Genomic DNA, 19,933 nt, shown 5'->3' on the forward strand with positions numbered 1-19,933 from the left:
AAGTTGGCGTGCATAAGTACACTGTAGAAGAAGTAGCAGGTTCAGAAGCAGGAATGAGTTATGACCCAATGAAGGCAGAGGTTACAGTTACTGTCACTAAAGATGGTCATGCACTTACTGCTGTAGCAACACTTCCAGCAGATACAGAGTTCAACAACACTTTCAAATCATCTCCAGTTAAGGTAAATCTTGAGTTCAATAAGTCTCTCTCAAATGGAACATTGAATGCTGGTGACTTTAGCTTCATATTGACCGGTGATAATAATGTAAATGAAACTGTTACTAACAAGGCTGATGGAAAAGTTAACTTCAGTGAATTGTCATTCGATAAAGTTGGCGTATACAACTACACAGTTAAAGAAGTGAAGGGTAGCAAACCTGATGTAGACTACGACGGAATGACTGTTGTAGTTAAAGTAATAGTTACAAAGGATGAGACTACAGGTCTCTTGGTAGCTAATACTGAAATGACTTCAACAGGTGGAGAAGCAACTGGTACTGATGATACAACTTTTAATAACCACGTTGTAGCACCAGTTAAGACTCGTTTCGACTTCAGCAAAGCCCTTGCAGGCCGTGAGTTGAAAGAAGGCGAATTTACATTTGTATTGAAAGATGCAGATGGTAAGATCCTTCAAACTAAGACCAATACTAAGGCAGGTGTTGTAGCCTTTGATGATTTGACCTTTGACAACACACAAGTTGGTACTCACAAATACACTGTAGAAGAAGTCCGAGGTTCTGAAGCAGGAATGACTTACGACCCAATGAAAGCTGAAGTAACAATCACTGTTACGAAAGAAGGTCATGTTCTTAAAGCAACAAACACACTTCCTGCAGATACAGAGTTCAACAATACCTTCACACCTGTTGCTACACAAGCTCAATTCAAGTTCACTAAGAAATTGGAAGGGAAAGAGCTCACGAAGGATGCCTTCACATTTGAATTGGTTGAAAATGGTAACGTCATCCAAACGAAGAAAAATGCGGCTGATGGAACCATCCAATTCGACGCGATTTCTTACGATAAAGAAGGTTCTCACACTTATACTGTACGTGAAGTAGCTGGAACAGATACAAACATCGACTACGATAATATGAATGCAGTTGTAACAGTTAACGTTACGAAAGATGCTGCATCTGGTGTCTTGACTGCTAAGGTGACAATGCCTGAAGATACAGAGTTTAACAACTTTGCAGTAGCTCCAGTTAAGACTCGTTTCGACTTCAGCAAAGCCCTTGCAGGCCGTGAGTTGAAAGAAGGCGAATTTACATTTGTATTGAAAGATGCAGATGGTAAGACCCTTCAAACTAAGACCAATACTAAGGCAGGTGTTGTAGCCTTTGATGATTTGACCTTTGACAATACACAAGTTGGTACTCACAAGTATACTGTAGAAGAAGTTCAAGGTTCTGAAGCAGGAATGACTTATGACCCAATGAAAGCTGAAGTAACAATCACTGTTACGAAAGAAGGTCACGTACTTAAAGCAACAAACACCCTTCCTGCAGATACAGAGTTCAACAATACCTTCACACCTGCTGCAACACAAGCACAATTCAAGTTCACTAAACGTCTTGAAGGTAAAGAGCTTACAAAGGATGCCTTCACATTTGAATTGCTTGAAAACGGCAATGTGATCCAAACGAAGAAGAATGCGGCTGACGGAACGATCCAATTCGACGCGATTTCTTACGATAAAGAAGGCACTCATACATATACTGTACGTGAAGTAGCTGGAACAGATACAAACATCGACTACGATTCAATGAATGCAGTTGTGACTGTTAATGTAACGAAAAATGCTGCATCTGGTGTCTTGAGCGCAGCTGTTACAATGCCAGAAGATACAGAATTCAACAACTTTGCAGTAGCACCAGTTAAGACTAAGTTTGACTTTACTAAGGCTCTTGCAGGACGTACCCTTAAAGATGGTGAGTTCAGCTTCGTCTTGAAAGATGAGAATGGTACGGTTCTTCAAACGAAGAAGAACAAAGCGAATGGTGTTATTGCCTTTGATGATTTGACTTTTGACAATACACAAGTTGGCGTGCATAAGTACACTGTAGAAGAAGTAGCAGGTTCAGAAGCAGGAATGAGTTATGACCCAATGAAGGCAGAGGTTACAGTTACTGTCACTAAAGATGGTCATGCACTTACTGCTGTAGCAACACTTCCAGCAGATACAGAGTTCAACAACACTTTCAAATCATCTCCAGTTAAGGTAAATCTTGAGTTCAATAAGTCTCTCTCAAATGGAACATTGAATGCTGGTGACTTTAGCTTCATATTGACCGGTGATAATAATGTAAATGAAACTGTTACTAACAAGGCTGATGGGAAAGTTAACTTCAGTGAATTGTCATTCGATAAAGTTGGCGTATACAACTACACAGTTAAAGAAGTGAAGGGTAGCAAACCTGATGTAGACTACGACGAAATGACTGTTGTAGTTAAAGTAACAGTTACAAAGGATGAGACTACAGGTCTCTTGGTAGCTAATACTGAAATGACTTCAACAGGTGGAGAAGCAACTGGTACTGATGATACAACTTTTAATAATTATGTTATAGCTCCAGTTAAAACACAGTTTAATTTCACTAAGAAACTTGATGGTCGTGCCTTGAAGGCTGGTGAGTTTAGTTTTGTTCTGAAGGACGAAAAAGGAAACGTGATTGAAACTGTAAGCAATGATGCTGAAGGTAAGATCAAGTTTTCAGCTCTTGAGTTCAAACTTGGTCAAGAAGGTACTTATATCTATCATGTAGAAGAAGTGAAAGGTACAGAGGCTGGAGTTGAGTACGATAAGATGGTAGCGACTGTTGGAGTTACTGTAACTAAAGATGGTAAAGTGTTGACTCTTACTTCACAAATGCCTGAAGATACTGAGTTTAACAACAAGGTAACACCGTCAACACCGCCAACACCGCCAACACCGTCAACACCGCCAACACCGCCAACACCGTCAACACCGCCAACACCGTCAACACCGCCAACACCGCCAACACCGTCAACACCGCCAACACCGCCAACACCACCAACACCAGAAAAACCTAAGGGTCGTGAGTTGCCAAACACTGGTGAACAATCTAAATCTGGAGTTGTAGCACTTGGTGCTGCACTTGGTCTTGTAGGTCTAGGTTTGGTTGCGAAACGCAAAAAAGAAGATGAAGCTTAATATCTAGCTCTTTGTCAACTGTAGTGGGTTGAAGAAAGGCTAAGATCGAGAAAGGACGAAATTTGTCCTTTCTTTTTTGATATTCAGAGCGATAAAAATCCGTTTTTTGAAGTTTTCAAAATTTGAAAACCAAAGACATTTCGTTTGATAAGTTTGATGAGATTATTAGTGGCTTCCAATTTTGTATTGAAATAGGGTAGTTGAAGGGCGTTGACGATTTTCTCTTTGTCCTTTAGAAAGGTTTTAAAGACAGTCTGAAAAAGAGTATGAACCTGCTTTATACTGTTCTCAATTAGTCCAATAAAATTGTCAGGCTTCTTGTTCTGAAAGTGAAAAAGCAAGAGCTGATAGAGGTTATAATAATTGGCGAGTTCTTCTGAGAACTTCAGTGTCTTCTCAACGACTTCATGTGGGCATAATGTTTGATGGAAGGTCTTTGAGTAAAAAGGGTTGAGAGATAACTTACGGCTGTCCTTTTGGAAGAGTCTCCAGTGATTTTTTAAAGCTCGATAAGGTAGTGACTTCTTATCAAACTGGTTCATAATAGCAATTCTTGTCTTTAAAAAAGCTCGACCAAGGTGCTGGATGATGTGGAAACGATCAATAATGATTTCGGCATTTGGAAAAAGTCTTCGAGCTAGTGGCATATAGGCTCCTGAAATGTCCATCGTGATAAACCGTACCTTTTGTCGTACTTTCAATGGATACTTCAAAAAGTAGTTTCGAATAGTGGTTTGACGGCGATTATCAAGGATGGTTATGAGTTTGTTGTTCTCATAGTTTTGAGCCACAAAAGCGAGTTCACCTTTCTTGAACCCAAACTTATCCCAGGACATAACAGCTGGGAGTTTGTCATAATGCTCCTTGATGGTAAACTGATCAAGCTTACGATAGACAGTGGACGTCGATACACGAAGTCTTCTGGCAATATCCGTTAGTGATACCTTCTCAGTTAGGAGTTGTGAAACCTTTTATCGGACAAGGTTAGAGATTTGGTGATTTTTCTCAACGATTGATGTCTCAGCTACCGTCGAATTGAAAGAAGGTTGAGAGCAGAACTATAACAGCTACCACAGCTTGGACAGGTAACTTTGATCATCTTCCAAAATTTGAAAATGGTCGAGAAATTGTCTACACCCTTGAGGAAGAAAAGGTGTCAGATTATTCTGCAAGTATTGACCAAGTTAACTATATCTTGACCAATACTTATGTACCTGATCAGACGCATCTCACTGTAACTAAATATTGGGATGATGAAAATAACAAGGATAGAATTCTGCCTAAGACGATTAAGGTTCAACTGTATGCAAATGGTCAAAAGAGTGGAGATGTAGTTGAGTTAAGTGAAGCCAATAAATTGACCTATACTTTTTCGAATCTTCCTGAGAATTCTAAAGGAAAAGCGATTTCCTATACGGTTCGTGAAGTGGAAGTACCTCAAGGTTATGTGGTAACAGAAACGGTACAAGATGGAAATAATATCATTCTAACTAATAGTCATAAGTCAACTACCCCACCTACAACACCGAATATACCTAAAAAACAAGAGAGTCCCAAAAAAACAGGGAAACCAGAGAAAACTAGAAGTCTGCCTCTAAGAAATTACTTCCAGAAACTGGTACAAAGATCATAATAGCTTTGGAAATTATAGGGTTACTATTGCTCGGTGTAGCGTTCATACTGATAGTGAGGTCATCTAGAAAAGATATTTAAAGATTTAAAAAGTGCTAAGCTCATTTGTCTTAGCACTTTTTGTAAGGATTATTTTAATTTATTGTCTTTGTCATTCTTGATATCTGGTTTAACAAAAAGTCGCTCATCTCCAAGATCGATAAGGGATACTGGTGCTTGGTAAAACTGGCTAAGGACATGAGGGGTTAGGATGTTTTCCTTTGGCCCTTGTTCGACAACTTGGCCATGTTTGAGCAGGAGAACATGGGTCATGTCTTTGGTAATTTCCTCTGCATGGTGGGTGACGTAGATCATGGTTGGCGCGTGATCCAGTTGTTTGATATGATGGATCTGACGGAGGAGTTTTTCTCTGGCAAAGAGATCCAATCCACTAGAGGCCTCGTCAAAAATGATCAGATCTGGCTGATCCATGAGGCTTCGTGCAATGAGGACCGTTTGTTTTTCTCCCTGGGAAAGTTCACGGTATTTGCGACCGATCAAAGAGCTAGCCCCAATCGAGGTCAACATATCTCGTGCCCAGTTCAGTTCCACCTCCCCATATGCAGCATATAAAATACTACTCTTGTATTGGCCAGTGAGGACAATTTGCTCCGTCAGGAGATGTTCTGGCAATCTTTCTGAAATAAAGGAGCTAACGATTCCAATACGCTTACGTAATTCAGGAATTCCCCCTTCTCCAAAACGAGTCCCAAGGACGGTTATCTGACCAGAACTAGCCCAGTATTCTGACATTAAGAGTTTAAGGAGGGTTGATTTTCCTGCCCCATTTAAGCCTAAAATGGCCCAGCATTCAGTCTCTTTTACTTGCCAGTTAAGATTTTTTAAAAGAGTTTTACCATTTCGGATCAAATTGACGTCTTGTAGTTCAATCAAATTATTCATAACTTCATCCTTTTGATTAAAAATCCCCTCTATTCTATCATAAATTATGGTAGAATAGATAGCAGGAGGTAAGGAATGTTTCGAAATAGTAAATTGTTTTTCTGGACATGTGAGATTCTATTATTGACGGTGATTTTCTATATTTGGAAATCAATGGGGACCTTAATTTCTCCATTTGTATCCGTTGTAAATACCATCCTCTTACCATTTTTAATTGCAGGTTTTTTATACTACATTACCAATCCAGTTGTGGAATTGTTGGAGAAACACCTTAAAATCAAGCGGGTATTTGGGATTTTGATTACCTTGTTGCTCTTATTTGGCATCGTGGGCTTGGGGATTGTTTATCTCCTTCCCATCTTAATCAATCAGTTAAGCAGCTTGATCAATTCGACCCAAGGACTGTATTGGGAAGTCCAAAGTTTAGTTCGAAAACTATCGACGAATCCTTTGTTCCAAAACATCAATATCCAATCGACGATTCAGCAGTTGAATCTCTCTTATATGGATATCCTTCAAAATCTCTTGAATAGCGTGACCAACAGTTTAGGAAGTGTGGTCAATACCATTGTCAATACGGTCTTTATTTTGATCATGACACCGATCTTCCTAGTTTATTTCTTGATCGATGGGAAGAAGTTATTACCCATGTTGGAGCGGACCATTTTACGAAATGATAAACTCAACATTTCAACTCTCTTGGTTAGTTTAAACAACACGGTCTCTCGCTATATTAGTGGTATTTCGATCGATGCCTTGATCATTGGTACATTAGCCTACATTGGCTATAGTTTTATTGGATTGAAGTACGCTTTGGTCTTTGCCATCTTTTCTGGGCTGGCCAACTTGATTCCCTATGTAGGACCAACCATCGGTTTGATTCCGATGATCATCACTTATGCTTTTACCGATATGGATATGATGATCAAAGCAGTCATTTACATGTTGATTATCCAGCAGATCGATGGCAATATTCTTTATCCGCGTATCGTTGGAGGCGTGATGAAGGTTCATCCGATTACCATTATGGTTCTCTTATTGCTCTCAAGTAATATCTACGGAATTATCGGAATGGTCGTCGCGATTCCAGTCTATTCGATTGGGAAAGAAATTGTAAAATTCTTGGTAAATCTTTATGATAACCACCGTGCTGCGAAGGAGCAGAAGAAAAAAGAAGAATTTGGAATCATTAATAAATCTTAGACTCTAGCGCCTATATGGGCCTTGGAGTCTTTTTTGTACATTTTTTTGAAAAAACACTATAAAAAGTCAACAAGTGCTATGAAATGTGTTAAAATATAAGTGATTTTGAAAGAAAATATGAAAAGGTAGGGAAAGATGAGACTCCTCTTATCCAAAAAACAGAGACGCCAATTGCAATTGTTGGAAATCTTGATTAAGGAAAAAAGATGGTTCCACTTGAAAGAGTTGGCCAAGCGTTTAGATTGTACAGAACGTTCGTTAAAAGAAGATTTGTCTAATCTTCGTAGTACATTCGATGACTTTTTAATTGAATCCTCTACCAATGGGATCAAGATCAGTTATGAGGATTCGGTTGGTCTTGAGGTGATTTACCATCACTTTTTTAAAGAATCACAAGCCTTCGCCTTGATTGAATACCTCTTCTTCCACAAGGATGTTTCCAATGAATATATTTGCAGAAAGTTTGATCTGAGTTACCAGTCTTTCTACCGCTTGATTCGGACGATTAATCAGAAGCTTCAAACCAAATACAATGTAAAGATTGATTTGAAACCCTTGAATCTTGTCGGGGATGAAGTGGATGTTCGTTTCTTCTATGCCCAGTATTTTGCGGAACGTTATTACTATATGGAGTGGCCTTTCCCAGAATTTAAGGAAGAGGCCGTGACCGATTTGATCACCTTCTTCTTCAAGCTCTATGGCTATCCATTGACCTTCTCTGTCATTAAGTCTTACAAAGTTCTCTTGACAGTGTACTTATCACGTATTAAGCAAGGCTATTTCATCGACATTCCAACGAACTTTGAAGCCTATAAAGATCAATATCAAGGGGTGACCAATGTCGAGGAGATGTTGCGCTACTTTAGCTTGCAGTTGGGTGTCGAGTTAAATGAAAAAGTGCTGGAGCAGTTCTTCATCATTTTTATTCAAGAAAATTTCTATTTCAGCCCAGAAAGCTTGATTGAAGCCGCAGAAACAGATCCTTATGCAAAAGAATCCACTAGACTCATTAAAGATATGTTCAAGGATCTATGCTATACCTATGATTTAGATATTGAAAATCTTGATGAGATGTTGATGCACGTTCACAATACAGCTCACTTAGGTCGGAAGGAATTGTTCTCGGAGTTCCTCTTATTTGATACCAAGACCAATACTAACGAAGATTTTATGAGCATCTTCCCAGCCTTCTATGATGATTTGAGAGACCATATCATCACTTATATGAAGACCATGAAGCATAATCTGAATGAAGAAATTATCAAGCACATGATCTACACGGTCTACACTCACTGGGAACGTCTCTTACCACAATTATTGCGCCGCCGGAAGTCCATTAAGGTCTTGATTATCAGTCGTTTTGATGACCACCATGCTAAATCCATGATCGATTTTCTAGATTTCTACTGTACGGATAACTTTGAATTTACTCAGATGATCAAGTATAATCTAACAGTAGAGGATATCGAAGCTTCAGACGCAGATGTCGTGGTGGCCAACTTTATGATGCCGGAATTAAAGAAAAAAACTTTTATCTGTACAAGTAGTCTCTCATCGCTAGAGCTGGTTGAAAAACTCAATGCCTTCTTTTATGATTTTACCAGTGCAGAGCACTAAAATCAGGACTCGGTCCTGATTTTTTGATGGGAAAAAAAGAAAATCAAATAGAAGAATGCAGGCTATCATATTTTGTGGTATAATAAACAATATTATATACTGGAGGAAATTATCCATGGAAGACCCTGGCAGTCAGGAAATTTTACTGGAATTTATCTTATTGATTGTTTTGACATTATTGAACGCCTTTTTCTCGGCGACTGAGATGTCAATGGTATCGCTGAATCGTGCGCGTGTAGAGCAAAAGGCTGAAGAAGGGGATAAGAGATACATTCGTCTGCTCAGCGTATTGGAACAGCCTAACCATTTCTTGTCCACCATTCAGGTAGGAATCACCTTGATTACCATCTTATCTGGGGCTAGCCTGGCAGATAGTCTTGGTCGTGTGATTGCAGGTTGGATGGGCAATACCAAAACAGCACAAGCAGCTGGAAGCTTTTTATCGCTCGCATTTCTGACCTATATTTCGATCGTCTTTGGGGAATTATACCCGAAACGAATCGCCATGAACTTGAAAGATGAGTTGGCAGTTCGAACAGCTCCGATTGTCATTTTATTAGGAAAAATTGTCAGCCCCTTTGTTTGGTTGCTTTCAGCATCGACCAACCTCGTGAGTCGCTTGACACCGATGAAGTTTGATGATGCGGATGAAAAGATGACGCGGGATGAAATCGAGTATATGCTAACTAATAGTGAAGCAACACTAGATGCGGACGAGATTGAGATGCTCCAAGGAATCTTTTCATTAGATGAAATGGTAGCGCGTGAAGTCATGGTTCCACGGACAGATGCCTTCATGGTTGATATCAATGATGATACTAAAGAAATCATTGAAAGTATCCTCAAGCAAAACTTTTCACGGATTCCTGTCTATGATGATGACAAGGACAATGTCATCGGTCTCATCCATACCAAACGTCTCTTGAACGAAGGATTTATCAATGGCTTTGATAATATTGTCTTAAGAAAGATTTTACAAGAACCTTTGTTTGTTCCAGAGACCATTTTTGTGGATGATCTTTTGAAGGAATTGCGCAATACCCAAAATCAAATGGCCATTCTGCTTGATGAATATGGTGGGATGTCTGGTTTGGTGACGCTAGAAGACCTCTTGGAAGAAATTGTCGGTGAAATTGACGATGAGACGGACAAAGCAGAAATTGATGTCTTTGAAATTGCGGACAATACCTATGTCGTACAAGGAGCCATGTCACTAAATGACTTTAACGAATATTTTGATGTTGAGTTGCAAAGTGATGATGTGGATACCATTGCAGGGTATTATCTGACAGAAGTTGGGCGAATTCCAACCTTGAAAGAGCGACTCAGCTGTGAAGTCGATAGTCAAAAGAAACATTTGATTTTAACCAATGATAAGGTTAAGAATGGTCGAGTGACTAAGGTAAAAGTCGAAGTCAGTGACCTTGTCGATGAAGACGAGGAAACAAAATCAAAAGAAGATTAGAAAATAGAGGCCTGGACGTGTTCTAGCCTCTGTTTTTTTCTTGTCAGGACCAGTTGAATTTTCAAAAAATTTCAAAAATTTCTGAAATAGTCTTGACATCAAAAAAAAATTACGGTAAGATAATACCCATAAATAAAGAAAGCAGAAAATAAACATGAAGCAACAAGCCATTTCCATTCAAAAATTTTACTTTAGCTACTTTAGATAGTGTTTGTAGACATGTTCTCATGGATGCAAACAACCCAAGCAATTTGTTTGTATCTATGTGGCTAAGATTTTTGATGATGGTCCATAGAGCTAGTATCTAAATGGACCGAGGTTTTGTAACTTGTTGGAGAATTTCAAGCATCCGTTTAGAGAATCATCTAAGCGGATTTTTTGTTTATTTTGCAGAAAAGGAGTCAAAAAATGAAAGTAGTGAAAAAATTGCTAGCACCTGTCCTGGTTGTAGGACTTCTGTTAACATCATTGGTGACCTTACACCACCTAAAGGATGCTAAAAAAGACAATGTCTTTCGAATTGGGATTTCCCAGTACATCACCCATAAGTCACTCGATGCGACACGAAAAGGCTTTATCGAGGAGTTGAAGAAAGAGGGTTATGTAGATGGGAAAAATATTCAGATCGATTTCCAAAATGCTCAAGGCGAGCAACGAAATCTGAAAAATATTTCTAAACAATTGGCAGAAGAAAGTGATCTAGTCTTTGCGATTGCAACCCCTTCTGCACAAAGTTTGGCTAATACCACTAAATCAACACCTATTGTCTTCTCAGCTGTGACCGACCCATTGGCAGCGAAATTGGTGAACAACTTGAAAGAACCAGGTGGCAATATCACAGGGACAAGTGACCAGTCAGAAGATGCGATCGCTACACAGGTAGACATGATTAAGCAAGTGCTTCCAACGGCGAAAACAGTTGGGATTCTCTATACGCAAAGTGAGCCTAACTCCGTCGTCCAAAAAGACAATGCGAAGAAGATCTTAGAAGCCAAAGGCTATCAAGTGGTTGAAAAAACAATTCTCGATAGTAACAATGTGAAAGCTGCAGCAGACAGTATCATGTCAGAGGCAGATATCGTCTTTGTTCCGACGGACAATATTATCTCTTCTACAATAGACACTGTCAAACAGGTCTCTATCAGCCATAAGGTGCCAGTTTTTGGTGGGTCTGCAGAGATGGTGGCTACTGGTGGCTTGTACAACTTTGGTACCGATTATGAGGAATTGGGAAGACAAGCTGCTCGGATGGTCATTCGCATCATGAAGGGTGAGAAACCTGGAAAAATTGCAGTTGAAACACCTGAAAAATTAGAATTGCATACCAATAAAGAGATGGCCAAAGAGCTTGGAATTGATATTAGCTCGTTGAAGGTAGAAAAATAGGAGGTTTGAGATGAATTTCGTTTTATCAAGTTTATCAGAAGGTTTATTGTGGTCGATCATGGCGATCGGTGTTTACTTAACATTTCGAATTTTAGATATTGCCGATATGACGGCAGAAGGAGCCTTTCCACTTGGGGCGGCAGTTGTAGCCTCACAAATTCAAGCGGGAAGAAACCCTTGGATTGCAACCTTGTTGGGCTTTTTAGCAGGGATGATTGCAGGCTTGGTCTCTGGGATTCTCCATACAAAAATGAAAATTCCAGCCCTCTTGACAGGGATTGTCACTTTGACCGGTCTTTACTCTATCAATATTAAAATCATGGGAGGGGTTCCCAACCTCTCTATTGGCGAAGCGAGCACGATTTTTAAGAGCGTCATGAAGGTAGGTCTTTCAAATGAAGAAGCTGTTTTCTTGATTAGTATTTCCTGTTTGATCATCGTTTGTATCTTGTTAACCCTCTTGATGAAGACGCAACTTGGCTTGGTCTTGCGTTCAACTGGTGATAACATTCCGATGAGTGAGGCTAATGGGGTCAATGTAGATAACATGAAGATGTTGGGCTACATGATTTCGAATGGTTTGATCGCGCTTTGTGGGGCTATGTTTGCTCAAAATGATGGTTTCTCAGATGTCACTTCTGGGACAGGGACGATCGTAGTCGGTCTGAGTGCTGTCATTATCGCAGAAGTCCTGATTCATGAATTAACCATTGGTTGGCGCTTGCTTTCAATCGGGGTCGGCGCTATTGTTTACCGTTTGATTATCTTAAATATTTACGAGATCCCAAATCTCGATCAAAATATGGTTCGTCTCTTCAATGCGATCTTGCTCGCAATTGTCTTGTTCGCTCCTGAGGCGCAAAAACGTCTTCGTGTTCGCGGATTGAAGTTAGGAAATAAGTAGGAGAAAAGTATGGCAACATTATTATCAATTGAAGGTATTCATAAGACATTTGAAGCAGGAACGGTTAATGAAAACCACGTCTTAAAAGACTTGGATCTCCAAGTGGAAGAAGGAGATTTCATTTCGGTTATCGGTGGAAATGGAGCTGGGAAATCAACTTTGATGAACATCTTGGCAGGAAATCTAGTCGTGGATGAAGGGGATATCTTGCTAGAGGGTAACTCTATCAAAAATACGAGTGTTCGTAAGCGTGCGAAAGATATTGCGCGTGTCTTCCAAGATCCTAAGATGGGGACGGCTTCTCGTTTGACCATTGAAGAAAATATGGCCATTGCCCAACGTCGTGGAAAATCTCGTGGTTTGGGCTGGGGCGTTCGGGAGAAGGATCGTGAATTATTCCGTGAAGCTTTGAAGGAATTGAACATTGGTTTAGAGAACCGTCTCAAAGTCGATACTCAATATCTATCTGGTGGGCAACGTCAAGCTTTGACTTTGGTCATGGCAGCCTTGGTTAGACCCAAACTCTTGCTTCTGGATGAACATACCGCAGCGCTTGATCCCAAGACCAGTGAAATGGTCATGGAATTGACCCAAAAGATCGTGGAAAGCCATGATTTGACAACCTTGATGATTACGCATGATATGAACCATGCTATCGAATACGGCAACCGCTTGATCATGCTCTACCAAGGCAAGATCGTTGTCGATGTCAAAGGAGAAGAAAAGAAAAACCTAACGGTTGAAGATTTGATGCGCCTCTTCCAACAAAACAGTGGTGAAACCCTGGTGAGTGATGAATTGGTATTAGGATAAAATAAAAGAGAGTGGGACAGAAAACGGTCATTCGTTAGAATTCGATTTCGTCGTCCCACCTCCTCACAGTTGAGTAGGGCTGTAAAAGCTGATGAAATCAGCGTAGTAGAGCCCACTCAACCACTGCGTCTTGCTCGACAATCCAAAGATAACTGAGAGGCTAGGACTTTTGTCCCAGCCTCCTTTTTTATTTCCTCCTCTCTGCATAGTCGACAAAATGAAACTTGTCTAATTTGTGACGGCTTTCGGTGAATTGGAATTGTCGTCCGTCTGCTAAGTAAACTTGGGAATGGACCGTCACCACGTGTTGGTCTTTTCCAAGATCCAGTAAGATCTTATCGCGATTATCGATTGGTGAAATCAAAATTTCTTTCTTTTTGGGTCGAAGTATTTTTTTGAAAAATATTTTTGAAAGCGCTTGAAAACGCAAAATCATTCCCTTATAATAAAAGAGGAAAACTTTTTAGGGATGGAGATAAGCATGAGAAATAACGGAAAAAAGATTCGATTATTAGCAGTAGCTACTTTATTGGCTAGTCAGTTGGGGGTCTTTAACAATGCCCTCACGGTAGTTGCTGACGAGACCACAGCCTCGACTTCAGAGCCAGCACTTGTGACGAACACTAGTAGCGAGGAAGGCTCGACAAATCATTCGACTTCCGCTACAACAACTACAGAAGCTACGACGAGAGCTTCGAGTGATAGAGGAGAGATATCTAGCAGTTCCTCGGAGGATACCGAAGAGAAAACGGTTAAGATTGGGGAGATTCAAGGGGAAGCGCAACGCTCTCCACTTGAAGGCCAAAAGGTAGCCATCAAAAATGCGGTGGTGACCAAAACAGACCGCTATGGTTTTTATGCTCAAGATATTGAATCGGATGGTAATAGTCGGACTTCAGATGGGATTTATGTAGTTTCTAAATACAAGGTCAAGGTCGGTGACAAGGTAAAAATCACCGGTACTGTCAAGGAAGGTTATATGGAAGAAGTCACCTTGGGAGCTGGGAAGACCTTTAAGGAACCGACGAATAGTTTAACGGTGACCATGTTGGTTGATGCTTGGATCACAAAAGACGGGACAGCCCCTCTTCCAGAAGCTGTGAATATCACTGCGGGGATGCCGGCAGAGGTGAAGACTAATCCAACTGCTTATGCTCCAGAAACCGATGCCCTCGATTATTGGGAAAGTCTGGAAGGCATGCTCACTGTGGTAAAGAAACCGCATGTTCTAGGTCCCCAGTATAAAGGAGATATCTATGTATTGGGAGAAGATTTTACAGGCCTTCCTTTAAACAATATTGGAGGTCTGAATCTACGGCCGCATGCGCAAAATACAGCGACGATCCCGATTTATGTTGGTAATCAGTTTGTCGCAAAAGCCAAAGATTACTTTGAAGAAGATGTGACAGGAGTGGTGACTTATCGGAATAGCTTTTATAAGATAGAGCCCACTCAACAGTTGACAGTCCAAGATGGTGACTTGCAGCGTCAAGCAGCTCAAACCCAACCAAGTGAGGACAAGCTGACTATCGCTTCCTATAATATTGAAAATTTCTCGGCCAACAATGCCAAAAATGAAACGCCAGAGGATAAGGTGACGCTGATTGCCAATTCCTTTATCCATGAAATTCACAATCCGGATATTATTACTTTGATCGAAGTACAGGACAATAATGGTAGTGTGGATGACGGGACGACCAGTGGTCTTGAAAGTGGACGCAAACTAGCTAGTCGGATCAAGGAATTGGGTGGCAAGAGCTATGAGTATACGGAGGTTGCTCCACTAGATGGCGCTGACGGTGGAAAGCCAGGTTCCAATATTCGCTTGGGAATCCTCTACAATCCAGAACGCGTGAGCTTAGCCAAAAAAGAGGCAGCAACTAGCAACGAAGCAGCACAATTTGACAAGGGACACCTGGTTAAAAATCCAGCTCGGATTGCCCCTAACGATCCATCGTTTGATCATACTCGCAAGTCTTTAGCCGTTGAGTTTGAATTCAAAGGCCAACCAGTTGTGGTGATTGCCAATCACTTGAAATCAAAAATCGGAGATGATGCTATTTATGGGGCAAGCCAACCAGCAGTGGAACATACCTTGCCAACTCGTGAAGCACAAGCTAGTGTCATCCATCAATTCGTCCAAGAAGGATTGAAGCAAAATCCGAAGACTACCTTCGTTTTGACGGGTGATTTTAATGATTACGATTTCTCAACCACAGCACAGATCCTTGCGGGCAATGAACTAACCAACTTAATGTCCCAACATGATGCAGGCGATCGCTATTCTTATTTTTACCGTGGTAGCAATCAAGTATTGGATAACATTTTTATCTCAAACAACATGGCAGCCAAAGCAACGTTTGAACCAGTCCATATCAATGCTTCCTTTATGAAGGAACACGGTCGTGCATCAGACCATGATCCTGTCTTGGTCCAAATCGACTTTAGTGAAGCACAAACTCCAGGAACGCCGACGGATGATCAAAAAGGGAATTCAGGACAACCAACGGATCAAACTAGCCCTTCTTCATCGAATACAGGATCTCAACTGGTCCCTCATCAAGCTCAAGCTAATGAACAAAAGAGTTCAACATCTGAAAGCAAAGAGAAGGGCAAGAACGAAGATGAGAAGCAAGAAGACAAGGAAGAGGCAACAACAGAAACTAAGACACCAGGCAAACGGAAAATCCTTCCATCTACTGGTCAAGAAACAAGCTATCTAGCTCTTTTTGGAGTGGCAGTAGCTACGATGAGTCTTGTCTTGTATAAGAAAAAAAGGACTACTTACTAACGTGTTTTATAAGAAAAATCTGAACAAGGAGTCGCCGGCTCCTTTTTTTCTCCTAAAATACAGGACAGATAGTTCCATATTGGAAACTGTACTAGGACAATGAAAAATACTGAAAAGAACAGTTTCTTTTCAAAAAGAGGCTTAAACTCTTTAAAATAGATGGAATCGTGTTATAATAAAATCATAAAACGTTTTCAAGAGAAGAGGTTCCTCAATGGAAAATGAAACAGTTGACTATGGAAAAGTAACAGGAATGGTACACTCAACAGAAAGTTTTGGAGCAGTAGATGGGCCTGGGATCCGCTTTATTGTCTTCCTTCAAGGCTGTCAAATGCGGTGTCAATACTGCCACAATCCAGATACTTGGGCAATGGAAACCAACAAGTCCCGTGAACGGACAGTAGATGATGTTCTAGAAGAAGCCCTCCGCTATCGTGGATTTTGGGGCCAAAAAGGGGGAATCACTGTCAGTGGTGGAGAAGCCCTCTTGCAGATTGACTTCTTGATTGCACTTTTCACCAAGGCTCAAGAGTTGGGCATTCACTGTACGCTGGATACTTGTGCTCTGCCTTTCCGTAATACCCCTCGTTACCTGGAAAAATTTGACAAACTAATGGCAGTGACCGATTTGGTGCTTCTTGATATCAAGGAAATTAACGATGAACGGCACAGATTTGTAACTAGTCAAACGAATAAGAATATTTTGGCTTGTGCCAAGTATTTGTCTGATATTGGCAAGCCCGTTTGGATTCGCCATGTCTTGGTGCCTGGTCTTACAGACCGAGACGACGACTTGATCGAACTTGGGAAATTCGTTAAAACCCTTAAAAATGTTGATAAATTTGAAATTCTCCCTTATCATACTATGGGGGAATTCAAATGGCGTGAATTGGGAATTCCCTACAAATTGGAGGGTGTGAAACCACCGACAAAAGAACGGGTCCAAAATGCGAAGGATTTGATGGAAACTGAAAGTTATCAAGATTACCTGAAACGAGTTAAAGGATAATGAAGTTAAGACAGTTGGTGCTTCCAGCTGTCTTTTTCTAACGAAATGCACAACTATTCCCTTTCTTTAAACGGAAAAACGTGCTAAAATAGAGTGACTATAGAAATGAAAATGAAGAGGTAGAAACATGTCAAAAATTCTTGTTTTTGGTCACCAAAACCCTGACTCAGATGCCATTGGTTCATCTGTAGCCTTTGCTTATCTTGCAAAAGAAGCTTACGGTTTGGATACAGAAGCGGTTGCTCTTGGAACTCCAAATGAAGAAACAGCTTTCGTCTTGAACTATTTTGGTGTGGAAGCACCGCGCGTGATCACATCTGCTAAAGCAGAAGGTGCAGAGCAAGTCATCTTAACAGACCACAATGAATTCCAACAATCTGTTTCAGATATCGCTGAAGTAGAAGTTTACGGTGTGGTGGACCACCACCGTGTGGCTAACTTTGAAACTGCCAGCCCACTTTACATGCGTTTGGAACCAGTTGGATCCGCATCATCTATCGTATACCGCATGTTCAAAGAACATGGTGTAGCTGTTCCAAAAGAAATCGCAGGTTTGATGCTATCAGGTTTGATTTCAGATACCCTTCTTTTGAAATCACCAACAACCCATCCATCAGATAAGGTGATTGCGCCTGAATTGGCTGAATTGGCTGGCGTGAATTTGGAAGAATACGGTCTTGCTATGCTCAAGGCTGGTACCAACTTGGCAAGCAAATCTGCTGAAGAATTGATTGATATCGATGCCAAGACATTTGAACTCAACGGAAACAATGTCCGTGTGGCTCAAGTAAACACAGTTGATATTGCTGAAGTCTTGGAACGCCAATCTGAAATTGAAGCAGCTATCCAAGCCGCAAATGCAGCTAACGGCTACTCTGACTTTGTTTTGATGATTACAGACATCGTTAACTCAAACTCAGAGATTTTGGCTCTCGGTGCTAATATGGACAAGGTAGAAGCAGCTTTCAACTTCAAACTTGAAAACAACCACGCTTTCCTTCCAGGTGCTGTTTCACGTAAGAAACAAGTGGTACCACAATTGACTGAAAGCTTTAATGGGTAATTCTTAAGGAATATTTGGAACTGTTAATTTGACTATTCTTAGAAGATGATAGCATGATTCGATTTATTGAGGGACTACGCTTTTTGGTTGAGGTTGTAGCAATCCTTGGTCTTTTCTCCGTGTCTGTGATACAACTTTCTTGGCTAGAAAAATTCCTATTTTTTCTTCTAGCAGTTCTATTAATCCTATTTTGGGTGCGATATATGGCACCAAAATCTCCACATGCTTTTAAAAAATGGCAACGCCTCGTTGCTGAGACATCTATTTTTATTTTAGTTAGTGGTAGTTTTTGGTATTTGTATGGATTGCAAATAGGAATCCTCTACTTAGCTCTGTCTTTTGGAAGTTTAGTGCTACTTTATTATTTTCGGCTAGAGTGATTCTTAGAATATAGTTATTGAATTATTTAAATGGTAATTTTTTAACTAGAGATTGACACGAGAAAACGATGTTTTCCATATAGCTAAAGGAGTTTCGGCTCCTTTTTTTCTAGGAGAGAAAGATGTTAGAAAATGGCGATTTGATTTTTGTGAGAGAAGATACAGAAATGGGGCAGGCTATCCAGGCTTCTACAGGTAATTACAGCCACGTAGCCATCTTTTTGGACGGTTCCATTTATCATGCTACGGTGGAAGGTGGCGTCCTGGTCCAGGCCCCTGAGGAATTCTTCGAAGCTGGAAAAGTCTATGACCTTTATCGCTATCCGAAAATCGATCTCAAAGAGGTCAAAAAGTTGTCGGAAAACCTTTTAGGTTCTCCCTACAATGCTTCCTTTTATCCAGATGGAGATGGTTTCTATTGTTCCCAGTTTATAGCAGAAATTCTTCCTATTTTTGAGACCATTCCCATGAAGTTTGGAGAGGGAGAAGAAGAGATTAGTTCCTTTTGGAAAGCCTACTACAGAGAACTAGGACTAGCTGTACCTCTGAATCAGCCAGGAACCAATCCGAGTCAGTTAGCCCAGTCACCCCATCTACAGTTTAAAGAAAGGTATATGGATGATTACCATCATTAACCCCACACGTTTGACACGTCAGCCATTTTTCAAGGACTTGATCAACTATTTGGATCAGCATGACGATGTGATCCTGCGGCAAATTAAGGCCCAATTTCCAGCTCAGCCAGTGGATAAGCTGATGGAGGAGTATATCAAAGCGGGCTTGATCCTTCGAGAAAATAAGCGCTATACCCTCAACCTGCCTTTCTTGGAGTCAGCTGATCGGGTTGAACTGGATCAAGAGGTCTTTGTCCGAGAGGATAGTGAACTTTATCAGGAACTGAAAGCCAAGGTCTTCCAAACGGAACTCCGCAACACGACCAATGCTGCGATTCTCATAGAGGAGACGGACTTCGAGCGAAAGGCACAGACCCTGTCCAATTACTTTTACAAGGTGAAACACCAATACCCTTTGACGGAGGGGCAAGAGAAACTCTATGCCATCTTGGGAGATGTCAATCCCGAATATGCTCTCAAGTATATGACTAGCTTTTTGCTCAAGTTCCTCAAAAAAGAAGAAGTCCAGCAAAAGCGCAGAGACATCTTTGTTGATAGTTTAGAAGTCTTAGGCTATATCCGCAAAAATGATGAAGGCAAATATGAATTAGCAGTGGATTTGGACAAGGAAAGACTGATGTTTAGTAAACAATAGAAAAGGCTAGGAAATTTTCCTAGCCTCTGATTGAAGACAAAGTCATCTTAAAAACTTTCCTTAGGTGAGTGCGGACGTCAGCGAACTTCTAAGAAGTTCCATGACTTAGTTTTGAACCTAAAGTTTCAAAACTCCCGAGTGCTTGAAACGTAACGTTTCAAGCACTTTTCTCACAACGGAAAGTTTTGGTGTTTTCTTGATTCATTTTAAAAATTTGAACTGATTTTTTTCTAGAATCGCTTCGCTTTTTTTATTTTTAACTAGTTTGTTTACATTACAA

16 protein-coding genes and 3 pseudogenes are annotated in these 19,933 nt (G+C 40.6%); 16 read left to right on the plus strand and 3 right to left on the minus strand.

From position 1 onward, the window contains the following. A partial coding sequence (locus ACVC7Q_RS00005; RefSeq protein ID WP_447264342.1) for a Spy0128 family protein occupies positions 1-3,179 on the plus strand: 3,179 nt, incomplete at its 5' end. 39 nt (positions 3,180-3,218) lie between these two features. Here the strand turns inward: ACVC7Q_RS00005 and ACVC7Q_RS00010 are convergent. Continuing rightward, positions 3,219-4,207 (minus strand): annotated as a pseudogene (locus tag ACVC7Q_RS00010) (ISL3 family transposase); the annotation flags it as partial. Positions 4,208-4,239: 32 nt separating this feature from the next. Here ACVC7Q_RS00010 and ACVC7Q_RS00015 point away from each other — a divergent pair. The 3 genes and pseudogenes from ACVC7Q_RS00015 to ACVC7Q_RS00025 all read left to right on the plus strand — a co-directional run. Further along, positions 4,240-4,326, plus strand: a pseudogene (locus tag ACVC7Q_RS00015) (Cna B-type domain-containing protein); the annotation flags it as partial. Between the two features lie 6 nt (positions 4,327-4,332). Next, complete coding sequence (locus ACVC7Q_RS00020) at positions 4,333-4,812, plus strand: Cna B-type domain-containing protein (protein ID WP_447264343.1); 480 nt, start codon at positions 4,333-4,335, stop codon at positions 4,810-4,812. A gap of 5 nt (positions 4,813-4,817) precedes the next feature. Further along, positions 4,818-4,892: a hypothetical protein gene (locus ACVC7Q_RS00025; RefSeq protein WP_447265022.1), complete on the plus strand. Its 75-nt coding sequence runs from the start codon at positions 4,818-4,820 to the stop codon at positions 4,890-4,892. A 48-nt stretch (positions 4,893-4,940) separates the two neighbouring features. On the opposite strand, the gene ACVC7Q_RS00030 is transcribed toward ACVC7Q_RS00025, so the two are convergent. After that, entirely contained in the window at positions 4,941-5,753 is an 813-nt protein-coding gene (locus tag ACVC7Q_RS00030) for an ABC transporter ATP-binding protein (RefSeq protein WP_447264344.1), read from the minus strand. Positions 5,754-5,828: 75 nt separating this feature from the next. Between ACVC7Q_RS00030 and ACVC7Q_RS00035 the strand changes: the two genes are divergently transcribed. The 6 genes from ACVC7Q_RS00035 (at position 5,829) to ACVC7Q_RS00060 (ending at position 13,141) form a co-directional block, all read left to right on the plus strand. Then, positions 5,829-6,956 (plus strand): AI-2E family transporter, encoded by a 1,128-nt coding sequence (locus tag ACVC7Q_RS00035; protein WP_447264345.1) that lies wholly within the window; start codon positions 5,829-5,831, stop codon positions 6,954-6,956. Between the two features lie 135 nt (positions 6,957-7,091). Beyond that, positions 7,092-8,573 (plus strand): M protein trans-acting positive regulator PRD domain-containing protein, encoded by a 1,482-nt coding sequence (locus ACVC7Q_RS00040; protein WP_447264346.1) that lies wholly within the window; start codon positions 7,092-7,094, stop codon positions 8,571-8,573. Positions 8,574-8,688: 115 nt separating this feature from the next. Further along, the gene (locus ACVC7Q_RS00045; protein ID WP_447264347.1) at positions 8,689-10,038 is read left to right on the plus strand and encodes a hemolysin family protein; all 1,350 of its coding nucleotides are present in this window, start codon (positions 8,689-8,691) and stop codon (positions 10,036-10,038) included. A gap of 408 nt (positions 10,039-10,446) precedes the next feature. Then, the gene (locus ACVC7Q_RS00050; RefSeq protein ID WP_447264348.1) at positions 10,447-11,424 is read left to right on the plus strand and encodes an ABC transporter substrate-binding protein; all 978 of its coding nucleotides are present in this window, start codon (positions 10,447-10,449) and stop codon (positions 11,422-11,424) included. A gap of 10 nt (positions 11,425-11,434) precedes the next feature. Next, complete coding sequence (locus ACVC7Q_RS00055; protein ID WP_447264349.1) at positions 11,435-12,328, plus strand: ABC transporter permease; 894 nt, start codon at positions 11,435-11,437, stop codon at positions 12,326-12,328. 9 nt (positions 12,329-12,337) lie between these two features. Beyond that, positions 12,338-13,141, plus strand: coding sequence for an ABC transporter ATP-binding protein (locus ACVC7Q_RS00060; RefSeq protein ID WP_447264350.1), 804 nt, complete (start codon positions 12,338-12,340; stop codon positions 13,139-13,141). Between the two features lie 187 nt (positions 13,142-13,328). On the opposite strand, the pseudogene ACVC7Q_RS00065 reads toward ACVC7Q_RS00060, so the two are convergent. Next, positions 13,329-13,538: pseudogene (locus ACVC7Q_RS00065) on the minus strand (UTRA domain-containing protein); the annotation flags it as partial. Positions 13,539-13,622: 84 nt separating this feature from the next. On the opposite strand from ACVC7Q_RS00065, the gene ACVC7Q_RS00070 reads away from it, so the two are divergent. The 6 genes from ACVC7Q_RS00070 (at position 13,623) to ACVC7Q_RS00095 (ending at position 19,653) form a co-directional block, all read left to right on the plus strand. Beyond that, entirely contained in the window at positions 13,623-15,932 is a 2,310-nt protein-coding gene (locus ACVC7Q_RS00070; protein ID WP_447264351.1) for an endonuclease/exonuclease/phosphatase family protein, read from the plus strand. 214 nt (positions 15,933-16,146) lie between these two features. Continuing rightward, positions 16,147-16,941 (plus strand): pyruvate formate-lyase-activating protein, encoded by a 795-nt coding sequence (gene pflA / locus ACVC7Q_RS00075; protein WP_447264352.1) that lies wholly within the window; start codon positions 16,147-16,149, stop codon positions 16,939-16,941. A 127-nt stretch (positions 16,942-17,068) separates the two neighbouring features. Next, positions 17,069-18,004 carry a manganese-dependent inorganic pyrophosphatase gene (locus ACVC7Q_RS00080; protein ID WP_447264353.1) on the plus strand — a complete coding sequence of 312 codons (936 nt, stop codon included), beginning with the start codon at positions 17,069-17,071 and terminating at the stop codon, positions 18,002-18,004. 53 nt (positions 18,005-18,057) lie between these two features. Next, positions 18,058-18,384: a DUF2568 domain-containing protein gene (locus ACVC7Q_RS00085; protein WP_447264354.1), complete on the plus strand. Its 327-nt coding sequence runs from the start codon at positions 18,058-18,060 to the stop codon at positions 18,382-18,384. A gap of 122 nt (positions 18,385-18,506) precedes the next feature. Next, positions 18,507-19,019 carry a YiiX/YebB-like N1pC/P60 family cysteine hydrolase gene (locus ACVC7Q_RS00090; protein WP_447264355.1) on the plus strand — a complete coding sequence of 171 codons (513 nt, stop codon included), beginning with the start codon at positions 18,507-18,509 and terminating at the stop codon, positions 19,017-19,019. Continuing rightward, positions 19,003-19,653: a DUF1803 domain-containing protein gene (locus ACVC7Q_RS00095; RefSeq protein ID WP_447264356.1), complete on the plus strand. Its 651-nt coding sequence runs from the start codon at positions 19,003-19,005 to the stop codon at positions 19,651-19,653. Before ACVC7Q_RS00090 ends, ACVC7Q_RS00095 begins: the two co-directional genes overlap by 17 nt. Positions 19,654-19,933: the final 280 nt, after the last annotated feature.

Source organism: Streptococcus sp. W151 (assembly GCF_053010205.1).